The organism is Spirosoma areae (genome assembly GCF_054781775.1).
The window spans coordinates 1-23852 of record NZ_BAAGTT010000010.1; the positions used below are offsets into that span (position 1 = coordinate 1).

A 23852-nucleotide genomic window follows, 5' to 3' on the forward strand; every position below is an offset into this window, starting at 1 on the left:
CTTCGGCCGAGTGCCCGTTTTTGCGTAAATTGACACTACCACAGCGGGAGCAGGTGTATTGTTTAACTTCGCTTATCATCGGGCTAAGATAAGTCATCAGCGGCTATCTTACCACTACCCCAAGCTCCTCCATTGTGCTTATCTACATCCATTGAATAGTACTTGTTTTCATAACGAAAAACTTTTTGTCCGTGAAGTCTCCCAAACTCTTTAACTTCAACTAATTTTTTTCCTGCTTTAGCAGCCAACTCAATTAAATCTGCTGTTGCTTTAGCTTTTCCAACAGGATTAATCTTACTTAGTAGCGTGAGTCCCTGCAAGGCTTTAAGCGGGCTAAAGATAGCCAATATATTATCCGCCCAATCCACCCACTCACTACCTTCTGATTTGGGCACGATCATCATTTGGCTACTAAACAGATTAGTTGGGTCCCAATAGGCGCTGCCATTCCGATTGATGCGTTGCCCGCTTTCGTTGACCAACCACTCCCCCGACGATGTGCCTGATGAGCCGGTATCGCCCTGTCGCTGAGCTGTCACTGTCAACGCATTCAGCAGGACATCATCCCGCTGGGTGTCAAAGGTGTGCATATCCAACTGGTTGTAGGGCACGGTCGTATCGCCGGTGGGGTCGATGTTGAAAATCGGATTATTCAAGCCAAAACTATAGCCCGACACCGGGGCAAACATCTCGGCGGCTGCATCCACCTGATGCATGCGTCCAATCAGGGCATCATACCCGCGTCGGCTGAAATCCAGCCAACCAGTCCCCAGTTCGGGCAGGCTCTCCTTTCCGTTGAAGCGCAGCCGGTTGGGGTTGGTAGTGCTCTGGTAGGCCAGCCCCGATAGCTCCAGGCCCCAGGGGTCGTAGTCGGTGCGCTGGGTCAGGGTAGCCACCCCCGCCGAGTCCCGAAAGAGTGCCCGGATGCTGCCCAGGTGGTCGGCGTAGGCATACTCGTAGATGCCCGGCGCATAGGCCCGCCCTTCGGGGGTCATCTGGTGGCCAAACGCACCGTTGACAAACTCCGCGTGGGGCAGGTAGTCGCGCACTTCACCTGTGGAGGTGCTCATGCGGAGTTTTTGGCCGCTGGCGGTGTAGGTGAAGGAGACAACTTTGCCCGTGCTGAAACTGATTTGCTTAGGCAGCTTGAGGAGGTTGTACTGAATGGTGGTGATGCCCCGGTTGAGGTCCTGCTTCAAACTGCCGTCGGGCCAGTAGGCGTAGTCGTTGCCCGCTGTGTTGCCATCGGCGAACCCGGCGGTATTGCCGCTGGCATCCGAGACTGAGAGCAGCTTATTGCCTTCGGCGTAGCCATAGCTCAACTGGTCGATGCCGGTCCGGTTCAGGGCGGTGATGTTGCCATTGGCATCGTAGGCCATAGCCGACAGGGAGTAGTTCTCGCCCGACGCCCCGGAGTAGGTGGCCGCTGTCAGGCGTTTGGCCGCATCGTAGGCGTAGGTGTAGTGGCGTATCTGGCTGGGCTGCTGGCTACCCAACCAGCTTTGCTGGCCGATATTGCCATCATAATAGCCTGCGGTTTCGTAGTCTAAGCCGAAGGCGAAGAGGTCGTTTTGTGCGGTATTGAGGGAGGGCTGGCCGCTGGCATCGGTGTTGATACCCCGCAGCCAGCCCCGGATGTGGTAGCGGTAGTCGAGGGTTTGCAGGGCGGGGGTAGGGGTTGGGCTACCTGTGTTTGGCCCAATGCGGGCTTCGTAGATTCCGCTGGGGTTGCTCTGGTGATTGATGTCGAAGTTTTGGGGCAGGATTTCCACAAAATCCGGGGCCTGATCCAGCGTGGTGCCCACCGGTGGATTGGCCGTGCGGGTAATGGAGTTTCCCCCGCCGGTTGCCGTGCCACTGCTGCTTCCGGTGGGCTGAATCAGTTTCTGGCTCATCCGCCCGATGGCATCATAGCCGTAGCGGGCCATTTCGAAGAATTCGTCGGATGGCGTATAACTCACGCTTACCGGGCGGCTGAGGTGGTCATGGGTATATAGCTCCCAGGAGGAACCTCCCGAACCATAGACCGGTACATCCTCGAAAACTCTTTTTTCGGCTACCTCCCCATTAAAACGATACTGTACATCGGTCAGGTTGATACCATTCAGGTGATTCTGAATTTGGGTCTGAATGGGCCGGGCTTTGTCGTCGTACCAGAAGGCCGAGGAATACCAGGCTCCTGTTTCTAAGTTTCGTTCGCCGGTGCGGGTCAGCAGGCCGGTGGCATTGGCCCAGGGAGTCGAGTAGGCACCATCAGGATTGAAACTCAGGGGCGAACCTATGTAATTGTCATAAATGTTCTCGGTCAGCAGGTCGGTTCCGGCGGGGCTAACGGTGGCTGGAAAAGTTTCCTGACTCACGCCGATAAAATCGGTACGCAGGTCGTCGGCGGTCCGACTCAGGGGGAGTCGCCCGGTTTGACTGGCCCGGCTCAGGCCGTCGTAGCGGGTAAACCGCCAGGCGTTGTCGGCCTTGTCCTGCCGGTCCTGGCTCATCACGGGCCGGTCCTGCCGGTCATACACTAAGTCGGTCCAACCCGCCGACGGAATGTGTTTTCGGATAACCCGGCCCCTGGCGTCGTGCTGATACACGTAACAATTGTCGGTAAACTGCGGATTGGGCGTGTTGGGATCGCCACCGAGAGAGAAATACAGGGCGGTGGTGTAGCCCCCGGCCACAAACCAGTCGTAGAGCTTAGGCGGTATCACGGCGGCTAATCGCTCATACGGGTCGTAGACATACATCGTCGTCAGCGTCTGCGCGGGCAGCAGCACGTCGTGCCGGATCAGCCGCCCCTGCAAATCGGTGTAGTCGATGGTTTGGTTAGTCTGCTCGTCGGTCAGGGTCCGGGTCGCCACGTCGTGCGGGCCAAAATAATCCCAGCCCGACGAGCCTTCTATGTTGGCGTAGATGACGCTGGAGAAAAAATTGACCTTAAAGCGCAATACGGTATTGGGGGCGGCCACCCCGTAGCTCACCTGCTGTTTTCGGTTGGCGGTGCGCCAGTTCTGGCCCGGCCCCCACTGCTGGGCGGGGCGGTTGAGCGGGCTGGTTTCGTAAACGGTTTCGCTGTAGGGGTTGGCATCGCCGTAGAACCCGGCTCCGGCAGTCTGGGGGTTGTTCAGCAAAGCCCCGCCCACCCCGCCGGGCACGGGCAGAAAACGCTGGCTGGGTCGGCCAAAGGCATCGTACGTGGTGGCGTTGGTCACAATATCGGTGGTGGCATCACCGGCTCCCCGCACCTGCACGGTTTGGGCAGGCCGCCCCAGTCCATCCAGATACGAGACCGTAGTGGGCGTGTTCACATAACTGCTGCTGAGCGATACGGCACTTTGGGCGGTGCGGGGTGTTTGCTCCACCACGTAGGTCTTTCCAGCGCTGGGTGATACCTGGGCAGAGGCAGAAAATATTCCTGAAAAAATTATGAAAGTTCCTGCAATAATCTTGTTGAAAAAATATCGTCTCATGGCTGGGTTGCATAATGGTATGAATATTGCTTGAGCACGAATCCGTCTTTGTCTTTAAGGGTTATCAGCCGCCCGAAGCCATCATAAACGTAAGTAGTCGTTATGCCCCGCGCATCGGTGGTGGTCTGCGGCCCCAGCAGCGGGCGCGTGTAGGTGAAGGCGCTGGTTTGGGCGTTGGGCTGTCCGGCATTGAGTGTCTGCTGACTCACCACCGAAAACAGGACCCCGCCCGCCGGTGTGTAGGTATTGTAGGCGAAGGCCGTTGCTGACCCATGGGTGAGCGTGTAGCCCGTCAGATTCCCGTTGGCATCGTAGCTATTCAGGGTGAGCCGCAGCGCCATGCGCGGATCGACGGGAAAAGTCCCCGCGTTGCCCGACGCCACATACCGCTGCGCTGACGATTGATAGGGATTGCTGCCCGGAAACGAAGTATACAGCGATTCGAGCCGGTACGTCCGGTAGGGCAGGGCGGTGGCGCGGCCGTTGAGCGTAGTGGGCGTATAGGTGGTCAGCTTTCCCGTTTTATAGTCTTTCCCGGCTGTGGTAGTTTCCTGCCTGAACTGAACTTCCTCAACGGGCAGATAGGCGTTTCGGGCCTGCAAAGCCCGGATACCCAGCAGTTCGGCGCTACCGGCACCGGCCGGAATAGAACCGAAATCCTGCGGATAGCTAAACTGTGTCCCAACGATGGCATTGCCCGACGAAGCCGGTCCTTCGGTCAGCAGGCGGATTTCGCGGGGCATATAAAATCCCGCGTCATAGGCGGTTTGGGTAGTTTTGAGGGTGTAGTTGCCTGAATTGTCGTCGGCATACAGATACTCGCTGCTGCTGCTGAGTTTGGTGGTTCCGTAGCTGAAAGCATAGGTTTGAAACGGCTGATACACGTCATCGACCGTGTTGCACGAGCCATTGCTTTGCTTAAACCCAATCTGTTTAACGGTTCGGTGAATCAGAATCCCTGCCGGGGTTGCCGTGCTGCCTACGCCCAGGGAGGTATAGGCATTCTGGGTTTTGGCGCGTAGTTGTCCGTTGGTATCCGTGATTGTTTTCTGCACCAATTGCCCCCGGTCCCAGCTTCGGCTGGTTCGGAACCCCCGCCCTCCGCCAACCTCGATGTACGAATCCACAGCCGCATCCCGAAACTCATACACGGTTTTTCCGGTCGTATTGCTGCTGGCATCTTCCACATATTCAGCCACTTCCGGGTACGTAACGGGGCTGCCCTCATCGGGCGATAGGGGATAACTCGGTACAGAACTGTAGGTGTATGCCTGGTAGCTGTAACTTTTGGGCGAACCGGTTCCGGCGGGCTGAAAGAAGTTGAGCGTCAGCAGGTCGGTGTAGGTTCTGGCTATGTTGGACCGAAACGTCCCCACGCCCGATTGATTAAGGCCGTAGTAATACGTTTTCTTCGTGGCCAACTGAGTAGGAGCCGTATAGGAACGGATTTGCCGAACGCGCAGCCCGCCCGCCAGGCGTACCGTGCTGTTGTCGGTATAGCGGTTGGCCTCAAAGTCAAATTGGGTGGAGCCACCCGTCGGGTACTGAATACCTGTCAATATCCAGGCTTTCATCCGGCTCTCGTCGGGGTTGCGGTTGGCGTCGCCGATGGTAAAGGTAGTGGTAGCCGGGTTGTTGGTTCGCTCCTGCACCGTCAGGGTTTGGGTGGCAATCAGCGTCAGGCCCGCGTTGGTGTTGTAATAGCCCCAATAGTCCTTTGCTTTGCTGCCAGCGTTGGGCAGCGCAACCGCTTCGTTATACGCAAACGAATACGCTCCCACCACGGTGGTTCCGTCGTTCTGCATAAGCCGGATGGCATCCAAAAAGATTTCGGAACCTCCTCCGCTACTCCGTACTTTGCTGACGTACTGAAAATCAAATCGTTTGATGAGCGAAAATCCACTGCTGACTATGTCGTAGCTGAACACGTCGATATAATCCAGCCCATAACCACCGTCCGTCCGGCTTTCAAGAGCAAACTCGATTTTCCCGCCCGGAAACTGAATTTGGGTGGGTAGTCGCGCACTGATGAGCAGTGCGCCGTCGCGATTGGTTTGGCTCGTAATGCCGGTCTGTACCCCAGAGCCGCCGATTTCGGTTTCGGTCAGGTTGGCCTGTACCACCCAGGTGTCGATGGGTTCGGGAGCTGATGGCTGAGTGAACGGTGCTGTGTAGGTATAAACCGCCCGTTCGGAGGTATTCAGGCTACTAATTTCGTTCAGATACCAGGCACTGGTGTAGGTGCTGTATCCATTGGCGGGCGGGCTTGATATGTTCGTTGCTTCGCCATCGGTAAACCGAAAGCGGGTGCCGGTCGCATCGGTGAGCGTAAACGACGTAAGGTTAGTGTCTGTGGTCAGGCTAATGGGTTCGCTATTCAGCAGGGCAAAGCCCGTAGCCGTGGGTGTTAGGATAAACGAGTTGCTGCCTGCCGGAGTCCGATACGCAAATAAATCGCGCTGACTATCTTTTAGGTTGTCGGCCAAATCGCTGACCGCCAGGTTACTGGCATCGGTAGGACAGGAAGGATTGTAGGCAGGCGACGTAATGGTTTGACCCAATACGCCCGTTGTGGGTGCGCCCTGTTCATCGGGGCGGCTCTGCACGTTCCGGGTGATCATACCGCCGGTTTGCAGGCTCCAGCCCAGTCCTACCCAGGAGGCATGGTCGTTAACTTTGTTGCCCGATGCATGATAGGTTAGCTTGATCGGCACGGTGAGGCTACCCACCTTAAACTCGTGAATCGGAATCTCAATCGTTGGCAAACCAGTGTACATACTAACCGGGTATTCACCGTACCGACTCAGGGCAGCCGCCGTTGGCGATTTAGGGGTAATCTGAGGAATCAGTTCATCCTGAACCGATTGACTGATGGACGGAATAATGACCGAATCAACAGGCATCTTCTGGGCCAGTGCTACACGAAAAGGCACAGCCAGCCACACCAGCAGGGCGTAGCAAAAGGTTAATTTCATCTGAATGGAGGGATTAACGATGACGTGGATTCTGCCGCGCTACCCGTCGGCGTAAACGGGCAATTTCAGCCTCCTGACGAATGACGTACAGGGTTAGTTCTTCAATCTTGCTCATCATCCGGGCCTGCATCTGCGCCACATCAATACCTTCCTGAGCAACCTGGCTGGCGGATGGAATACCGGACAAATGGCCATGCCGACGCACATACTGTTGGACCTCCGAAAGTGGCGCTAATCGGTAGCCTGGCGAAAAAACATAATCGGCCCAGTTAGTGCCATTTTTGGTGGCTACCCGCAACCGTTCCGTCAGAATGCCCCCTTCAACCAGTAAATTGTAGCCGGTCGGCGCGGTTAGCGTATAACATGTAGGACCAATGGCTACGTAGTGCGGAAAATCGACCCGATTGTCTGGCTGAGCTTGCCCGACCATAAAAAATGAAGCAGCAACAACTAAGAGAAGAATCTGAAGAATGGATAAATAAATTGATTTCATTAAATTGGCTCTTTGATATTATATTTACTGACCAAAATAAAGTACAAAACGTATGCCAAAACTTGTTTCTCCTGATTGTTAGCTGTTGATAAGCTGATTTAAAATTCGACCCACTGCGTCGAACCCCAACGAATAAAGCAGGAATCAAAACCTCCTCCCGGCTGTTGTATATATGCCGGGATTGGCCCGTTTTTTTAGCAATTTGTCAAGCCTAAAGCGCGTGATTGTCCGCAGGACTTTCGACCTTTGAGGCCTTGATCTGTGACCCTATCGAATGGCTAAACCACAAAAAAAACTCTTTCTGTTAGATGCGCTGGCCCTGATTTACCGCGCTCATTTTGCCTTCAGTAAATCGCCCCGCATTTCGTCGCGGGGCGTGAATACGTCGGCTATCTTCGGCTTCATGAATGCCATGATTGAGGTACTGACGAAGGAAAAACCCACGCACATTGGTGTCGCTTTCGACTCCTCGAAAAAAACCTTCCGGCATGAGCAGTTTCCGCTGTATAAGGCTACGCGCCAGTCGCAGCCCGAAGACATCAGCGTGGCAACGCCCTACATCAAGCAGATCGTGGAAGCCATGCACATTCCCATCCTGATTCTGGATGGCTACGAAGCCGACGACATTATTGGAACCATTGCAAAAAAAGCGGTACTGGCTGATTTTGAGGTTTATATGATGACGCCCGATAAAGATTACGGGCAGTTGGTGGAAGAGCATATTCACATCTATAAACCCGCCTTCATGGGTAAACCGGCCGAGAAGCTGGGCGTAAATGACATTCTGGACCGCTGGCAAATTGAACACATCGGACAGGTGACCGACATGCTCGGACTGATGGGCGATTCGGTCGATAATATTCCGGGAATTCCGGGCGTGGGCGAAAAAACAGCCCAGAAACTCATCGCTGATTTTGGCTCGGTCGAAAACCTAATTGCCCGCGCCGATGAACTCAAAGGAAAACTCAAAGAAAACGTTGTCAATTTCGGGCAGCAGGGCTTGCTGTCGAAAGAGCTGGCAACCATTCATTTAGACGTGCCGGTGGCGTTCGATGAAGATCGACTCCGGCATACCGAATACGACAAACCCCGGCTGGCAGCCCTGCTGGATGAACTCGAATTCCGGCAGATGAAAACCCGCTTGCTGGGTGCCGGTTATGACGAGCCGCCCCTGCCAGCCGCCTTTAAAACCATTAGCCCGGCAACTCCCAGGCAGATGGACCTGTTCGATTCGCCGGGAGGTGACAGCCCGGCGTTTTTGCCATTCCCGAACATGAGTGCGCTGAAGCCCTCCGGTGCCGACGATTTGCCGTTCGATTTTGAATCGCAGCCCTCAGTTGCGGCTCCACCAGCCGAAAAGCCGAAAGCCAAACGCACCGCCGTGAAAGCTCCCGTTGCATCGGCGGCAGAAGCCACCCCAACGGCCGTGACTGACACCATCACAACGGACGATAAGGTTGGCGCAGAAGTGACAGAACAACCAGCTTATCTCGATGTTTACCCCGACTACGAAATTGACGAAAACCAGCCCGAACGCCGGAAAACCATCCTGTCCGTAAAGCATGATTATCGGTTGGTCGATACGCCCGAATTACGGGCGAGTCTGGTGCATTACCTGAGCCTGCAGGAAAGCATCTGTTTCGACTCCGAAACTACCGCCATCGACCCCGTTGAGGCCGATCTGGTGGGTATGTCGTTTGCCTACCGAGCCGGCGAAGCGTTTTATGTGCCGGTCCCGGAAGACCGCACCGAAGCGCAGGGTGTTGTCGATCAGTTCAAGCCGGTTTTTGAAAACCCGGCGATTCTGAAAATCGGGCAGAATCTGAAATATGATTTGCTGATGCTGAAAAAATACGGCGTGGAAGTGCAGGGCAAACTGTTCGACACCATGATTGCCCATTACCTCATTGAGCCGGAAATGCGCCACAACATGGACATGATGGCTATGACCTACCTCAACTACCAGCCTGTCGAGATTGAATCGCTGATTGGCAGGAAAGGCAAAGGCCAGTTGACGATGCGCGATGTGGACGTGCAGAAAGTGGTCGAATACGCGGGTGAGGATGCCGACATCACGCTCCAGCTCAAGGAAGTGTTTGCACCCCGGCTCGAAAAAGACAGCCTCTACAAACTCTTCGATCAGGTCGAGATGCCCCTCGTGCAAGTATTGACCGACCTCGAACTGGAAGGCATTAGCTTAGATACGAACGCTCTGGCCGACCTGTCGGCCACGCTCGAGGTGGACATGAAGCAGGTGCAGCAGGAGATTTTCGACATCGCCGGTGAACCCTTCAACATCGGGTCGCCCAAGCAGTTGGGCGAAGTGCTGTTCGACCGGCTCAAACTCGACAAGAACGCCAAGAAAACCAAAAGCGGTCAGTATGCAACGGGGGAGGAGATTTTGTCGAAACTTGAAGCCGAGCACGAAATTGCCCGGAAAATTCTGGACTACCGCGAATTGATTAAGCTTAAGAATACCTACGTTGATGTGCTGCCGCTGCTGATTAGCAAGCGCACGGGCCGGATTCATACGTCGTTCAATCAGGCAGTTGCCTCCACCGGGCGGTTGTCGTCGGTTAACCCCAACCTGCAAAACATCCCGATTCGTACTCCGCGCGGGAAGGAAATCCGCAAAGCATTTGTGCCGCGCGGGCCGGAGTTTGTGATTATGTCGGCCGACTATTCGCAAATTGAGTTGCGGATTATGGCCGCCTTCAGTGGCGACCAAACCATGCTCGATGCGTTTAATAATGGCGTCGATATTCACACCCAAACTGCCAGCAAAGTGTTTCATGTCGGGCTGGACGAGGTAACGGGCGACATGCGCCGGAAAGCCAAAACCATTAATTTTGGGATTATTTACGGCATTTCATCGTTTGGTCTGGCAGCCCGGCTGAAGATTCCGCGCAAAGAAGCCGCGCAAATTATCGACGACTATTTTGCGGAGTTTCCGGCGGTGAAAGCCTACATCGACCAGTGCATCGAGAAAGCGCGGGGCTTTGGCTACGCCGAAACGATTCTGGGTCGGCGCCGGTACCTGCGCGACATTAACTCGCGCAACATAACCGACCGGATGTTTGCCGAGCGCAACGCCGTGAACGCGCCCATTCAGGGCAGTGCCGCCGACATGCTCAAAATTGCCATGATTCGCATTCACGAGTTCATGCGGGCCGAGCGGTTGAAGTCAAAAATGATTCTGACCGTACACGACGAATTGGTTTTCGATGCCCACCGTGGCGAGATAGAGTTGCTGCGGGAGCGCGTCAATGACATCATGAGAAACGCCATTCCGATGGGCGTGCAGATGGAAACCGGCATCGGCACCGGCGCAAACTGGCTGCTGGCGCATTGAAAACACCGCTCATCTTTCAATCTCATGCCTGCCCCGTCCCGAACCGCTGAGTTCAGGCCGGGGTTTTTTCTGCCATTTATCCAGACGGTCAACCGACCAATAAGTTTGTCGGTGGTTGAAACGAGGAAAAGACTAATCTTAGCCGACAATTGGTCAACCATCACATTTCCATCGTGTCTCCCATGAAAAAACGAACTACACTCAACCAGCTAAGCCTAACGCTGATTGCTATCCTGCTGGCTGTGTCAGCGACGGTTGCCCAAACCAAATCGGCTAAAATTGACGCACTTCTTCAGCAATACGTGGCCAATCGGCAATTTAACGGGTCGGTGCTGGTAGCCGAAAAAGGACAGGTGATTTTCAAAAAAGGGTATGGCATGGCCAATATGGAGTGGAACATTCCCAACGCGCCCGATACCAAATTTCGGCTGGGTTCCATCACCAAGCAGTTTACGGCCATGCTCATTATGCAGTTGGTTGAACAGGGCAAGCTGAAACTGACGGGGAAAGTCACCGACTATTTGCCCGATTACCCGAAAGCTACGGGCGACAAAATTACGATTCACCACCTGCTGACGCACACGTCGGGTATTCCCAACTATACCAGCTTTACCGATTTTTTTGCGACCAAAAGCCGCAACCCCTACAACCCCGAAGCGTTCACGAAGGAATTCGCCGGCCTACCATTGGAGTTCGAACCCGGCTCGAAGTTTTCATACAGTAACTCCGGCTATTTTCTGCTGGGCGTCATCATCGAAAAAGTGACGGGAAAAGCCTACGCCGATGTGCTGAAAGCCAACATCCTCAGTCCCGCGCAACTGCAGGATACTGGCTACGATTTGTTCAGCCCTATTTTACCGAAACGGGCAACGGGTTACGAGAAGCGCAGCAATGGGTATGTCAATGCGCCCTATTTAGACATGTCGATCCCCTATGCGGCTGGGTCGTTATACTCAACCGTCGAGGATTTATACCGCTGGGATCAGGCCCTCTACACCGATAAACTACTGCCAGCCAGCGCAAAAGCAACGATGTACACACCGTATTTGCAGGGATATGCCTACGGATGGGGCGTTGGCAAAGTGAAGGTTGGTCAGTTAACAGACAGTCTGCTCGTGATTGAACATGGGGGCGGCATTAATGGCTTTAATACATTGATCAGCCGGCTGCCAAAGGATAAACAGTTCGTGGTTCTGCTGAACAACACAGGCGGGGCACCGCTAAACGACATTCGTAAAAACATCGTCAGTATTCTCTACGATCAACCCATTGAAGCCCCGAAAAAGCCCGTTTCTGTGGTACTTCGGCAGTCGGTGCTGACTGATCCGCTGGAAAAAACGAAGCAGAAGTTTAGTGCCTGGAAGGCCGATAAAGCTTATAGCCTGAACGAAAACGACCTGAATAGTCTTGGCTATACGTTCCTGGAAGAAGGGAAAACGGCGGAGGCACTAACCGTCTTTACCCTTAATGTGGAGTCGTTTCCAACATCCGCCAATGTGTATGATAGCCGGGGCGAAGCGTATATGAAAGCTGGCAACAAGCCGGCGGCCATTCAGGATTATAAAAAATCGGTGGAACTAAACCCCCGAAACGCCAACGGCTTCGCTAAACTGAACGAATTAGGGGAAGCCGCTGAGGCCCCTAAGGCGGTAGTCATGGCGGTCGATACGGCCATGCTGGCCTCTTACGTTGGCAATTACCAACTGGCTCCGGCATTTGCCATCCTCATTACGCGGGAGGGCGACAAACTCTACGGACAAGCCACCGGACAGAGCCGGTTTGAGTTATTTGCTGAGTCGAAAACCAAATTTTACCTCAAAGTCGTCGATGCACAGATAACCTTTGCTCCCAACGATAAAGGCGAGGTGGAGCAACTCGTTTTGCATCAGAACGGACAGGATGTGCTGGGTAAGCGGGTGCGGTGAGCCGCTTAACGTTTAAAATCAGGTTAAAAAATAAGTCACGCTGCGGTTCGGTATTCCCGGAATCGCAGCGTGACTCTTTACCTAACCCATTAAACCGCTTCCTATCTCCTGCGTTTTTTGGGTTTGTTGCTTCTGCCGAAGAAAGCCACAACACCCGTTACGACAACGGCGGTTATAACAATGGTTTGCACCAGGCCTTTCTTATCATATTTCCAATCGGCTTTCATGCCCTTCTCCGCAAAAATATTAGGAATATGGCCCCGTTTCAGATCGTCGATGATGCCCTCAATCACATTAACCCGGTCGGCCAGAATTAAGGGAAGCCAGTGCCCATATTCCGATTCGCTTTGTTTGAAAGCCAGCCGGCGGATGGCCCCACTCAGCCCTGAGGGCGGTACGGACGTTCCGAAAACGGCACTCGTATTGGGGCGCTCAATAGACTTAAGCACTTCTATGTCGGTTGGCTGCTGCGAAGGCCGTTCCCAGTTGTAGCCCTCATGCTCGTCGTTGGCGCGGTTTCGCATGGGATATGTCGGATCATTTTTGGGGTCGGCGTCGATACCCCAACCTGGAATATGCGCGTACTCTTTAGGTGTATTTTCCATAAGTTTTGGCTCGTTATGATCGGGCTGATGGTGGAATAAGAACGGTTTTGATGCAGTTATCCAGCTTTGACGAGAAAATGTGATAAGCCTCCGCTACTTCTTCGAGCGGCACCCGATGGGTAATCATTGCTTTCGGATTAAGCACGCCGTTCTGCACGTGCTCAATTAACCGGGGCAGAAGCCGCTTCACCGACGCCTGATTGGCCCGGATCGTAAGCCCTTTATTAAGAACATTGCCAATGGGAACCAGATTATCCGTAGGCCCATAGACCCCGACAATGGAAACAACCCCGCCTTTTTTTACTGAATTGATGGCCCAGTGAACGGCCGTAGCCGAACCCGCCTGCAGCAGCAGTTTTCGGCCGGTAATCGTTTGCAGGGCGCTACCCCTGGCTTCGGCGCCAACCGCATCAATGCAGACATCAGCGCCTAACCAGTCCGTTGTTTTTTTAATGAACACCACGGGGTCGTCCATCTCCCGGAAGTTATAGGCTTCGCAATGCGCGTAGCTGCGGACAAACTCAAGCCGGTACTCAACCTCGTCGATCACGATTACCCGTCCGGCTCCAAACAGCCAGGCGCACCGTGCCGCCATAATACCCACCGGGCCAGCGCCAAACACCACCACCGTATCGCCGGGCTGAATGCCGCCCATTTCGGCGGCCTGGTAGCCGGTTGGTACTACATCGGTCAGCAAAACGGCATCATCGGGGTCCATGTCGGGCGGAATAACGGTAGGGCCGAAATTGGCATACGGCACCCGAACATACTCGGCCTGCCCGCCATCGTAGCCACCCGCCGTATGCGAATACCCAAAAATACCCCCTACGGCCGAGGCCTGGGTATTTGATTCATGGCAATTGCCATACAGCCCCTGTTTGCAGAAATGACACTTCCCGCAGGCAACATTGAACGGTACCAGTACATTGTCGCCCACTTTTAGCTTTTCCACCTCCGGGCCTATCTCTTCAACAACCCCGATGAATTCATGCCCAAACGTCGTGCCCACCCGTGTATCTGGCACGTTGCCATTGTATAAATGCAGATCAGACCCACAAATGCAGGAGCGGGTAACCCGAACAATACAATCTTCGGGATGCTTGATTTCGGGCATGGGTTTGTGATCGATACGGACCCGACGGGGTCCCCGATAATTCATGGCTAACATAAACTGACTTGTTTTAGGATTTCCTCTGTGTATTTGTTAGGTCTCAACCTTATGAATACCCTGCTGGTTGCATTAAATGAGCAAACGGCCGTAGGCAGAAAGCTTCTCCGTATTGAGGCCGGCTACCGGTCAGGCAAAATTTTAACCACCAAAACAAGGTATTCTGTACCTTGCAGTGTCCCATTTACTAAACCACCATTCCATATGAGTTTTTTAGCCATTTTTTTCGTACTGGCGCTTATTATTATTTATCTCTCAGTCGTCATTGTGCAGCAGGGCACGGTGGCGGTCATCACGGTTTTTGGGAAATATGCCCGCGTCATGACGCCCGGTCTGAACTTCAAAATTCCGTTTATCGAGTTCATCTATCGGCGCATTTCGATTCAGAACCGCTCCGTCGAACTGGCGTTTCAGGCCATCACCGCCGACCAGGCCAACGTTAATTTTAAGGCGATGCTGGTGTATTCCGTGCTCAACCAGGGCGAGGAGGTCATCAAAAACGTAGCCTTCAAGTTTATCGACGAAGCCTCGTTCATGCAGGCCCTGATTCGGACCATCGAAGGCTCGATCCGCTCGTTTGTGGCTACCAAACGCCAATCCGAAATTCTGGCTCTGCGCTCCGAAATCATCGAACACGTTAAGTCACAACTCGATGTGCTGCTGGAAAGCTGGGGCTATCACCTCACCGACCTCCAACTGAACGACATTGCCTTCGATGAGGTTATTATGCGGTCGATGGCGCAGGTCGTGGCTTCCTCGAACCTGAAAGCAGCCGCCGAAAACGAAGGGCAGGCCCTGCTCATCACGAAAACCAAAGCTGCTGAAGCCGAGGGAAACGCCATCCAAATCTCTGCCGAAGCCGAAAAAACGGCCTCGCAGTTACGCGGGCAGGGTGTAGCGCTGTTCCGCGAAGAAGTGGCGAAGGGCATGGCCGAATCGGCCAAAGTGATGAACGAAGCCAAACTGGATGCATCGCTGATTTTGTTCTCGATCTGGACCGAGGCCATCAAGCATTTTTCTGAGCATGGCAGGGGAAATGTCATTTTCTTAGATGGTTCGACCGATGGCATGGAGAAAACCATGAAGCAACTATTGGCCGTTGAGAAGATGAACACGCTGCCCGAAGTAGCGTCTATCGCGACACCCGCGCCGAAGCCGAGAAATTCATGATGAATGGATAGCGTGATTTTAGTAGTTAAGCTTGGGTGGAAGGTTAAAAAAGGGCTTCTCGCAATAACTACCTCACCAAAAAGCCACACGATGAGAATATGTGTGGCTTTTTGGTGGCGAAATGAATCCGCTGGAATGGGTTGAGTCGGGCTGTAAACAGCTTAGCGTTTGAGCAGAACTTGTTTTTCAAGGCGTTCAATCCGTTTCTGCTGCTCGATCATATACAAGGTCAACTCCTCTATTTTTTGCAATAGTTTAACATTCATCTCGCCCAGCCCCACACCGTTTGCTTTCACGTCGGCTTCGGACGGAATTTCGGGTAAGTGTTGATGAATTTTTATATAATCGGATACTTCGGTTAAAGGTCGTAAGCGATAGTTGGGCCGAAACACAAAATCAGCCCAGCTTCCGGTTTTAACCTCTACCTCCCGTGCGCCGATTTTGCCTTCAACAGCCAGACGATATGCACCGGGTGTATCGGTTCCAATGCCGATATTGCCAGAAACGGTTATATCGCCGTTATTCTTGAATTTAGTTTGTTTAGCCCAATCCCAGTAAGCGGGAGCAGGTGCGCCGGGTGCTAAAAACAGGTCTGAACGTCCATCATCCGGTGTATGGAAAACCCATGAATTCGTACCAGTGCTGACAATGTCTCTAAACGAGCCGTTTCCCGCTGTTATAATTGACCCGTCGCTATACAATTGAAGCGGCACAATGCCATTGGTATGAACACGGAATGTGTTGCCATAAACATCCATTTGCCAGTTTTGATTTCCGGCAGACCCCTGAAGCGAAATTTCCCCGCCTTCGTCGGTGGTATTCTGCGGATAAACATTTAAATAATCGACCGAGGTTGCTCCCCCCCGTACCTCTAATTTTGTCGCAGGATTAGCCGTGCCGATGCCCACATTGCCGTCTTGTGTAATACGTACCTGTTCCGCACTGGCAGCCCCTGTGTGAAAGGTCAAAAAGGGTTGGTCGGAGAAAGGACCGACATTGGCATTTATCTTAGCCATCCATACGTTTTCACCCGATGTTGGAAATTCAATCCCGCCAATGACCGTATTGACCTGGGTATTTTGGGCTGTAGAATTACCAATCCGAAAGATTGGGTTTACGCCCCGAACCTCTAAAGCACGCGTTGGAATAATTCCTCCAAATCCTACTGATCCATCGCCCCGCAGATAAGCCAGCATTTTCTTTGAATTTGCACCCATCATTTGCCAGAAGCTAAATCCCCCGCCAGAGGTATTGGCAATGTTGCTATTTATCAGCGATAAATCGGTGTAGCCAGCGGTCCAGTTAGCCCCAATGCTCAACTGGGCATCCCCGATGGTGTTTGCATAGGTGGTGGGGTAGAGTCCATCGGTATTTTGGGAGTAAATAGTACTGAATCGACCGGTTGTCGTGCGAAAATCCCCCAATACCTCTAGGGTAGAGCTGGGTGAACCACTAAAATAGGAGCCAATACTTACTTTAGCAGGCAAAATAACATCCCCGGTCGATTTAAACTGAGTGCCCAGCCCCCAATCCCAGGTGCCGTTGTTCCAGGGCGTGAGAAATAATGTTTTTCGGCTGTCTTCAGGATTGTGCAGAATCCATTTGTTAGTTGGCGAGCCATTATCAATAACGGTGCCCTGCGCCAATACAACGGTTCTGTTTAGTATTAGTAACGTGATTACTGCCGCGCAATGTCGTAAAAAGCTCATGATGGTAGGTGCTATCAGGTGATTTATGATGGATTAATTACAAGGTTTATTGTAAGCTCGAAAAGTGGCTCCGGGCTTAATGACAAAGCCGGGTTTGATCTGAATAAGTTGCCCGGCTGTCAGGGTCAACGATGCCGTCGAGTTAACCACAACCGGCTGAACAGTATCCGTCTCCATGCGATTGGTTGCGCTAAAAGATACGGGTGTTGGTGACGAGAACGTGCCGGTCAGGATATAAGGATCATCAACCAGGCACAAATTAACCCTTATTGTAAAGGTGGTGCTTATGGATAAACTGCCCGGATCGGTGGCTGTAACGGTGATCGTTGAGGTGCCAGTGACCGACGGCGCACCCGTGATGGAAAGACCAGTGGCCGATAAACCGGCTGGCAGGCCACTAATCGTGTAGGTCAATAGATCGCCATTCGGGTCAGCGAAAACAGCAGACGAGATAGTATAGCTAAAGGCTTTACCCGGCTGCGCTTGTTGAGCCGGAATCGTATTGACTACAATAGGCGCTAAATTTCCACTTGATAAACCGCTGCTGGTTAATAGTACGGGGCTGCTAACCGAACTGCCCCGGTCGTCGGTAGCCGTTGCCGTTAGCGTGAATGTTCCGCTCTGGGTGGGCGTTCCCTTAATCGTGAGTCCCGAAAGCGAGAGACCGGTGGGCAATGGACCTGTCAGGGTTAGCCCAGTAATACGGCCATCTGGATCAAAAAACAGACCTTCCGGCAAGGTGTACGTTAAGCTATCACCTACCATGCCCTCAATTTGAGGAGGAGACATGGTGACAACAGGGGGTTGATTGGTCGCTTGTCCAATCTGTACCTGCGCTGTGGTTTCGGCAGTAGCCCCGCCGTCATCGGTTGCAATAACGGTCAGCGTATACGTACCCGTCGTAGTAGGTACGCCTAACAACTGGTTTTGGTGGACAGCCAGGCCAGGGGGTAAACCGGCAGCCCGGATACGCACATTGATGAGCTGACCATCGGGGTCGGTGAAGGTTCCAGCCGGCAGTGTCCAGGCAACTACCCGTCCAATCAATGCACTAAATGAATTCAATGGCGTTTGTACCTGCGGTGGTTGATTGCCGATCAATAGCCAGCTCACCGTTGAAGTACCTTCCTGACTATCCTGTGCCTGAGCCGTTAGGGTATAAGGGCCGGGATTGCTCAACGTACCCTGTAGAGTCGAACCAGTTACAAGAAGCCCATTGGGCAGGCCCGCCGATAGAATAGACACCTGGGGTATTTGACTGTCGGCGTCAGTAAAGACCCAGTTCGGTAGGGTATAGGTGAACGATTGACCAATGGTAACGGTCAAATTAGGCAGGCCCGACACGGACGCCGGGGGTTGATTTACGGTCAACGAGAAGGTCGTTGTCACTAAATACCCATCAGACTGGCTTCCCTGCACGGTAACCGTATACGTACCTGCCCGAAGCGGTATGCCACTCAGCATAGGCCCGGTTGCTGTCAGGCCGTTTGGCAATCCCTGCGCCAGAATGCTTGTCGTAATGCCGACATGTTCAGGATCGGCAAAGACGGAATCGGGCAGAACATACGTGAAGGGTTGGTTTACGGTAGCCTGCTGACCAGCTAATGGGCTTACCACATAGGGAGATGCACCGGGACTAACCGTGCTCGATGCGCTTACTGTGGCAGAGGCCGACTGCCAGTTAGAGACGCTTCCATCTTTATAGACTGCCTGAATTTTGTATCGATACGTACCCGACGAGATAGCTCCTTCATCATCCGTAGCCGATTCAAGCCTGGACACCATGCGCCATAAACCAAATGGCTTAGCATCGGTGGCCCGATAAAGCTGGTATTCGCTTACATCGGAGCCGTTGTAACTCCAGCTTAGCCGGATACCGGCCAGATTTGGGTCTGGCCGGGCATTGAACGCGGCCAAAACGGGCCGTCCGGTTCCCTGTGAAGCAGGAACTTCGATGCGCCGGATCGCGGTCGAGTCTGAATTCAGGCCAGCCGCATCCTGTGCCAATAACAAATAGTGATAACTCCCGGTGGGCTGAATATCGGCATCCACGTAAGTAACTTCATTAGGCGATAAGCCCGTCAGTAACTGCCAGGGAGCGGAATCTGATTCCCGGCGAAGTAAGAGCTGCCGAACTACATCGGGTGAGGAGCTGGGTGCCCAGGTCAGGCGTAGTTGCCCATTCTGCAACGTATCCGACAAAAAAAGCGGTGCCGCTGGTCGGACAATATCCGGTTTAAGAAGTTGCAGGGGTAGCGATAATTTCGATGTGTTGTAATGGGTATCCAATGCCTTTACCTGATAATACAAAGCTGGATTGAGGTTATTTAGAAGGAGTGAATCACTAAATTCAGCCTGTAGCAGGAGCATCGTGTCAGATACCGCCGATGCTTCTTCTCCTGACCGTTGACTTCGGAATACTTTGTAGCCCAGCAGGTCAGGCTCCTCGTTGGGTTGCCAGCTCAGATAAACCTGCCCATTGCTGCCAATATATCCTTTTAGCCCTGTTGGAGCGGCTGGGGGAATCGTGTCTACTGGTTCAACAAACAGGGAAGCCGACAGTACTGAATCCCCATCCAGACGCACAGCCCCCACAGTAAAATACAGCGTTGACCCTCCCGGTACTTTGCCCGTATAATTGTCAATGTAAGCCAGCGTATCGGTTGGGTTAATATTGTATTTGACCGTTACGGGCTTATCGGCAGGTTTAGCGGCTACGCTAATGAAGAAGCTTTTCAGAAGTGAATCGGCCCCGGCCTGACTCGATTGGCTCAGGGCTGTATCGCCGGGAAACTGCCAGGTCATGTACACCCGGTTATCGGATTGTAATCGTAAGGTCTTGATGCGGGGAGCAAAAACCAGCGTGTCTTTCGACTGGCCGCTCACTACCAGCGATCCGTTAATCTCATCAAAAGGCGTTTTTCCAACAATGCGGTAATAATAGGTCCTGCGCCCTTTGGGAACGGGGTCCTTATACGCATAGAGGTTGGTCGCCCCGTCAAGCGAAACAAAGGGACGATCATTGACCCGCTTAAAACTGGTTCCGTTCACTGACCGTTCAATCCAGTAACTGACATAAGGCGACTGAAGCGTATCATGGAGCCATTTCAGATCAGCGTAGTATCGCTCAAACGACAATTTTGGCTTCATCGGCGGGGATAGTGGCCTGTAGTCGGCTAAGCCAACAGGATCGGTTACCGGATAATCGACCATAACACCAACCGGTGGCACCGCTAATACGACCCGATACGCATACCGCTCATTGCTTTGAACCGAAGCGTCAATGTAGCCTAATGCGGCTAACCGGGCTGCCGAGTAACTCTGGCTGGCAGCCAGTAACCCAAAAAAGAAGCGTCGATAGGAATCGGGTTCCTGCCGAACCAGATTGGCACTGTCGGCCCCGGTAGCTACCGTATCCTGCCCGGTCACTAACCGGTACAGCGTCTGGTGCTGTACACTATCGGGCAGTAGATAAGGTGTCCAGGTTGATGCTGAAGCCGGTTTTAGTGGCTGGACCATTAAGCGGGTAAACGCTTCGGTTACGGGCGCATTGTTACGGGACACGACCTTTCGCTCCACATAATAGCCATCCCGAATACCCGCTGTCCAGAGCGGCTCCGTAGTTGGCTCCCATCGAAGCAGGATTTGATTCGGCTGCGCCCGGGTTAGGGTTCGCACTGCCGGTGGCTCAGTCTGCGCCAGGACGTCCGCGCAAGGACACAGGAGCAAGGGTACAAACAGGAAAAATAAAAATCTGAACATAATGACGGGTAGGCCAATAAATAAACGGCCAGCTAATGAATCGATTAGTGCGCGGACTAAAGCGCACAAACCTGCCCCGACTGGATGCCGAAGGACAAGCGAGGCTTAATGAAAAGGAGTTTGACCTGAGCGGCCAGCGTACCCCGGAACCAACTGGGGTTGGGCACCCCGCCTTCCAGCAGAACAGCCGCCGAGGCACTAATCAGCTTAAAGCCAAATACACTCAGCCCCGCATTGGCCAGAGCATAGATTTGCCCCCGGCCATACCACCCATTAACACCAATTGGGGTGCGTCCGCAATAGGTGCCGGGATAGTCCCGAAGCATAATGTCGAAGCCAGCCAGGGCCTGCGCTTCCAGACAGCCTACCCAGGCGCAGCCACCCAGTTTCACGTTCATACTGGCACCAAAGGCGAAGCCTCTACCGAGCGTAATGTCCTGTTTTTCGCCAGATGTTCGCGTTTGCTTCAGGTCACGGCCAATCACGCTGAGTACCTCGGCGGGTGGGCGGGGCATTTCAGGGATGCCGTAGCCTGCCATCATGTAGGCTCGGGTGGTTGCTTTGACGCCGAAGTTGATAGTCAGGTCAAAGGGCTGGGCAATCGTGCCGATGTAGATGTGCCACTGGTCGGGCGAGAAATAGAGGTCGATGAGACCCATCCGGTTGCCCGGCCCACCCCCATAAACAATGTTGTCGATATTGACGTAGGCATCCGAAGTGCCTTTGAAAATACGATTCTGATTGTCGTAGAGCAACGCCAGCCGGGCATAGAGGGGCGCTTTGCTGGCGTTGCTGGCGGCCTGGTATTCCACCTTCGCTTTCCGGTCGAGTTCGGCATTGTCGAATGTCTGGGCAGTTTTGTAGGGCTGGCTGTAGAGAATGCTTTGCTTGGCGGCAAAGAAACTGGCGTTGTCCGTTTTATCTTTCCGTCCGGCGGTAAAGGCACAATCGCCATAAAGTCCGACACTGTTCAGGCCCCCGCTCTTGTTGAAGAGCATTTCAAAGCCAGCCGATCCTTCAAACAGATCGTTACTCACCGCTACCAGTCCCATGCCTCCTTTAAAGCCCAACCCAAACGAATTATCAGGTTCGTAGGCGACAGTGGGAGATGGGACAGGTTTCATGTGGTAATAGGCCCCCGCATAGAGATAATTAATTTGCAAGGGACCAACCAGGGGGATATTGGGTACCGAAGCTCCCCCCGAAACATACCAGTATCGATAATCCCTGGTACCGAACATCGCGGCTACATTGACCTGAACTTTAGCCGGTTTAGTCATGCCAAAATCAATGCTGCCCCGAAAGCCGGTTCCGTACCTTGCGTCATTCTCGAAAATCTCAACGCAGCCTTTCAGACTAAACGTGCTGGTGGTACCGCCCACACAAATTTCCGATAGCTTGACCCGTTTGAACGACCAGCGGTGAACGCTGCCTGTTTCAATGGCACCCAACACGGTGAAACCAGCCTGAGCACCAAACGAGCCTTCCATCAGATTGACTTCCATATTGAGCCGTAAGCCGACCGAATCACCCTGAAACAAGGCATCAATCTGATGGATGGTAACAGGAAAGCCCGCCAGTTTGACATCGCCTTCGTAACCAAACGAACTGGCTCGAATATAAGGCCGCTCGGTTTGCAGCACCAGTCCGGTAAAGTTGATTCCCTCGAACTTGAACTGGGCATCATCTTTAGTTTTCTGGCTACCACTCGTATTGGTGTAGATGCCTAATTTACCGTGCAGAATGGCTCGGGGTTTGAACTCCCCATCCACCACGTTTAGCTCAACCGTAGAATTAGGTAACAGGTCAGCCTGTGCCCGCCACATCGCAACGGATAGCGTACTGACATTCGTCAGGTGAAGACCGTAATTATCCGAATCGTCGATGTGCCCATCGTAGCGGATGGGTGTGTCGGGGGCGATGGGTAATTTCAGGAAGCCGCCAAACGCCCCTCCGATCAGGCGGCTTTTCTCAACGTTCAGCTCAAAATCACTCAGCGACATCGACCAGCCCGAAGCGGTCATGCCGTAAGGATTAGTTGGGCGGTGCATTCCGATCTGCCCACTCACGCCCTGCCGGTCGAACAGCAAATGATTGGCGTCGATGGATAGCCGTCCTGGGCTATCGGCGGGTTTAAATTCTTTGGGCAGGATCAGCTTAAAGGCATCGATGTACACCCCCCGCCAATTGCTGTTGCCCGGAGCCGCATCGGCGACCTGATTCTGGGGATTGTCGAAATACCCCGGCGGAAACACCACGCCCGGCGAATTTCGGGTATCGCTCAAATCCAGCGATGCGCCCGTTAACGCAAAACCAAACTTCGGGTATTTAGTGATCGCAAATGGCTGACTGAAACTGATGTCAGCCAGTAAATCACCGAATTCGGGAGCATCGACCCGAAACCGGGCTGACACTCTTATATCAGGTATTACTTCTCCGGTCTGGATATTAATCGGAACCACCAGTGAACGCTCAAAAATAACCTCGGCGGCTACGCCCAATCCAACCAACTTCACGCAACTGACGGTAGCATACGTCAGCGCATCAGTAGCGCCCGTGTAGCGGTTGAGTCCTCCAATAAATCGCAGCGTCATGTTGCCCAGCGGTTGCACAAAGTCCCCCAGCAACACCAGTTTGAAGTCACCCGCCAGTCCTCCATCCCGGCTGAAGACGACATCATCTGCACCGAAGAACAATTCCCGTTCCTTAATGCTCGAATTGGGATCGGGCGACGGAATTTTCAGCCGGACATAAACGGTCAATAAAGCTCTGTCGGCCAGAAAACGCACTTTCAGAATACCAATCTCCAGCGAACCGTTACCACTTCCCAACGCTTTGCGGAGGCCCACTGGCAACACCGTCAGATCACTCCCGCGCAGGCTATCGACATACCCGCCCCGGCTGTCGAGGTAACTGAACAGGCCCGCAGCCGTATCGCGCTCCGATTGGGCCGCTTCGCTGACATGAGCGCCATATGCCAGCCCTTCTGTCTGGAGGTAGGCGGTTCGGGCTGCCAGGCGGGCTTTAGTTTCGAGGATGGATAGCATCAGCGCGGGCGAAAGCTGGCTCTGACCGGTGCCCCAACCGGGCTTGGCCGCTAACGGAATATCGTTGGTGGGGGCCGTGGCTGCTCCTGCCTGGGGAAGGACCAGCGTTACCCAGAGAAAACAGGCACTCAGCAGCCGCGTGAGAAATGTAGCGATTGGGTTCATACAGAATTAGTAGG

At 53.4% G+C, this 23852-nt stretch carries 11 protein-coding genes; 3 read left to right on the forward strand and 8 right to left on the reverse strand.

Features of this window, described 5'->3' with window-relative positions; genetic code table 11:
* Window positions 1-83: 83 nt before the first annotated feature.
* Genes ACYVI1_RS03705 through ACYVI1_RS03715 form a run of 3 tightly spaced genes read right to left on the reverse strand, consistent with a single transcriptional unit; the run spans window position 84 to window position 6935 of the window.
* The gene (locus ACYVI1_RS03705) at window positions 84-3467 is read right to left on the reverse strand and encodes a DUF6443 domain-containing protein (RefSeq protein ID WP_460906829.1); all 3384 of its coding nucleotides are present in this window, start codon (window positions 3465-3467) and stop codon (window positions 84-86) included.
* Window positions 3464-6442 carry an RHS repeat domain-containing protein gene (locus ACYVI1_RS03710; RefSeq protein WP_460906831.1) on the reverse strand — a complete coding sequence of 993 codons (2979 nt, stop codon included), beginning with the start codon at window positions 6440-6442 and terminating at the stop codon, window positions 3464-3466. Before ACYVI1_RS03710 ends, ACYVI1_RS03705 begins: the two co-directional genes overlap by 4 nt.
* Window positions 6443-6455: 13 nt before the next feature.
* Window positions 6456-6935, reverse strand: a complete 480-nt coding sequence (locus tag ACYVI1_RS03715; RefSeq protein WP_460906833.1) for a hypothetical protein — start codon at window positions 6933-6935, stop codon at window positions 6456-6458.
* A 274-nt stretch (window positions 6936-7209) separates the two neighbouring features.
* Here ACYVI1_RS03715 and polA point away from each other — a divergent pair, with 274 nt between their 5' ends.
* A complete protein-coding gene (polA, locus tag ACYVI1_RS03720; RefSeq protein ID WP_460906835.1) occupies window positions 7210-10287 on the forward strand; it encodes a DNA polymerase I in 3078 nt (1025 codons plus the stop codon).
* Between the two features lie 182 nt (window positions 10288-10469).
* Complete coding sequence (locus tag ACYVI1_RS03725) at window positions 10470-12212, forward strand: serine hydrolase (protein WP_460906837.1); 1743 nt, start codon at window positions 10470-10472, stop codon at window positions 12210-12212.
* Window positions 12213-12313: 101 nt separating this feature from the next.
* Here the strand turns inward: ACYVI1_RS03725 and ACYVI1_RS03730 are convergent, their stop codons facing one another.
* Window positions 12314-12817, reverse strand: a complete 504-nt coding sequence (locus tag ACYVI1_RS03730; RefSeq protein WP_460906839.1) for a hypothetical protein — start codon at window positions 12815-12817, stop codon at window positions 12314-12316.
* 13 nt (window positions 12818-12830) lie between these two features.
* Window positions 12831-13985 (reverse strand): zinc-dependent alcohol dehydrogenase, encoded by a 1155-nt coding sequence (locus tag ACYVI1_RS03735; protein WP_460906841.1) that lies wholly within the window; start codon window positions 13983-13985, stop codon window positions 12831-12833.
* A gap of 204 nt (window positions 13986-14189) precedes the next feature.
* Here ACYVI1_RS03735 and ACYVI1_RS03740 point away from each other — a divergent pair, with 204 nt between their 5' ends.
* The gene (locus tag ACYVI1_RS03740) at window positions 14190-15155 is read left to right on the forward strand and encodes an SPFH domain-containing protein (protein WP_460906842.1); all 966 of its coding nucleotides are present in this window, start codon (window positions 14190-14192) and stop codon (window positions 15153-15155) included.
* Window positions 15156-15316: 161 nt separating this feature from the next.
* On the opposite strand, the gene ACYVI1_RS03745 is transcribed toward ACYVI1_RS03740, so the two are convergent.
* From ACYVI1_RS03745 to ACYVI1_RS03755, 3 genes are all read right to left on the reverse strand, one after another.
* A complete protein-coding gene (locus tag ACYVI1_RS03745) occupies window positions 15317-16864 on the reverse strand; it encodes a hypothetical protein (RefSeq protein WP_460906844.1) in 1548 nt (515 codons plus the stop codon).
* Between the two features lie 33 nt (window positions 16865-16897).
* Complete coding sequence (locus ACYVI1_RS03750) at window positions 16898-20542, reverse strand: putative Ig domain-containing protein (RefSeq protein ID WP_460906846.1); 3645 nt, start codon at window positions 20540-20542, stop codon at window positions 16898-16900.
* Window positions 20543-20682: 140 nt separating this feature from the next.
* Window positions 20683-23838, reverse strand: a complete 3156-nt coding sequence (locus ACYVI1_RS03755; RefSeq protein WP_460906848.1) for a hypothetical protein — start codon at window positions 23836-23838, stop codon at window positions 20683-20685.
* Window positions 23839-23852 lie beyond the last annotated feature (14 nt).

Bases quoted from the DNA above. Each gene is read 5' to 3' on its own strand.
- ACYVI1_RS03735 (WP_460906841.1), bottom strand. From the start codon at position 13,985: ATGTTAGCCATGAATTATCGGGGACCCCGTCGGGTCCGTATCGATCAC.
- ACYVI1_RS03725 (WP_460906837.1), top strand. From the start codon at position 10,470: ATGAAAAAACGAACTACACTCAACCAGCTAAGCCTAACGCTGATTGCT.
- ACYVI1_RS03730 (WP_460906839.1), bottom strand. From the start codon at position 12,817: ATGGAAAATACACCTAAAGAGTACGCGCATATTCCAGGTTGGGGTATC.
- ACYVI1_RS03755 (WP_460906848.1), bottom strand. From the start codon at position 23,838: ATGAACCCAATCGCTACATTTCTCACGCGGCTGCTGAGTGCCTGTTTT.
- ACYVI1_RS03745 (WP_460906844.1), bottom strand. From the start codon at position 16,864: ATGAGCTTTTTACGACATTGCGCGGCAGTAATCACGTTACTAATACTA.
- ACYVI1_RS03740 (WP_460906842.1), top strand. From the start codon at position 14,190: ATGAGTTTTTTAGCCATTTTTTTCGTACTGGCGCTTATTATTATTTAT.
- ACYVI1_RS03710 (WP_460906831.1), bottom strand. From the start codon at position 6,442: ATGAAATTAACCTTTTGCTACGCCCTGCTGGTGTGGCTGGCTGTGCCT.
- ACYVI1_RS03705 (WP_460906829.1), bottom strand. From the start codon at position 3,467: ATGAGACGATATTTTTTCAACAAGATTATTGCAGGAACTTTCATAATT.
- ACYVI1_RS03715 (WP_460906833.1), bottom strand. From the start codon at position 6,935: ATGAAATCAATTTATTTATCCATTCTTCAGATTCTTCTCTTAGTTGTT.
- polA (WP_460906835.1), top strand. From the start codon at position 7,210: ATGGCTAAACCACAAAAAAAACTCTTTCTGTTAGATGCGCTGGCCCTG.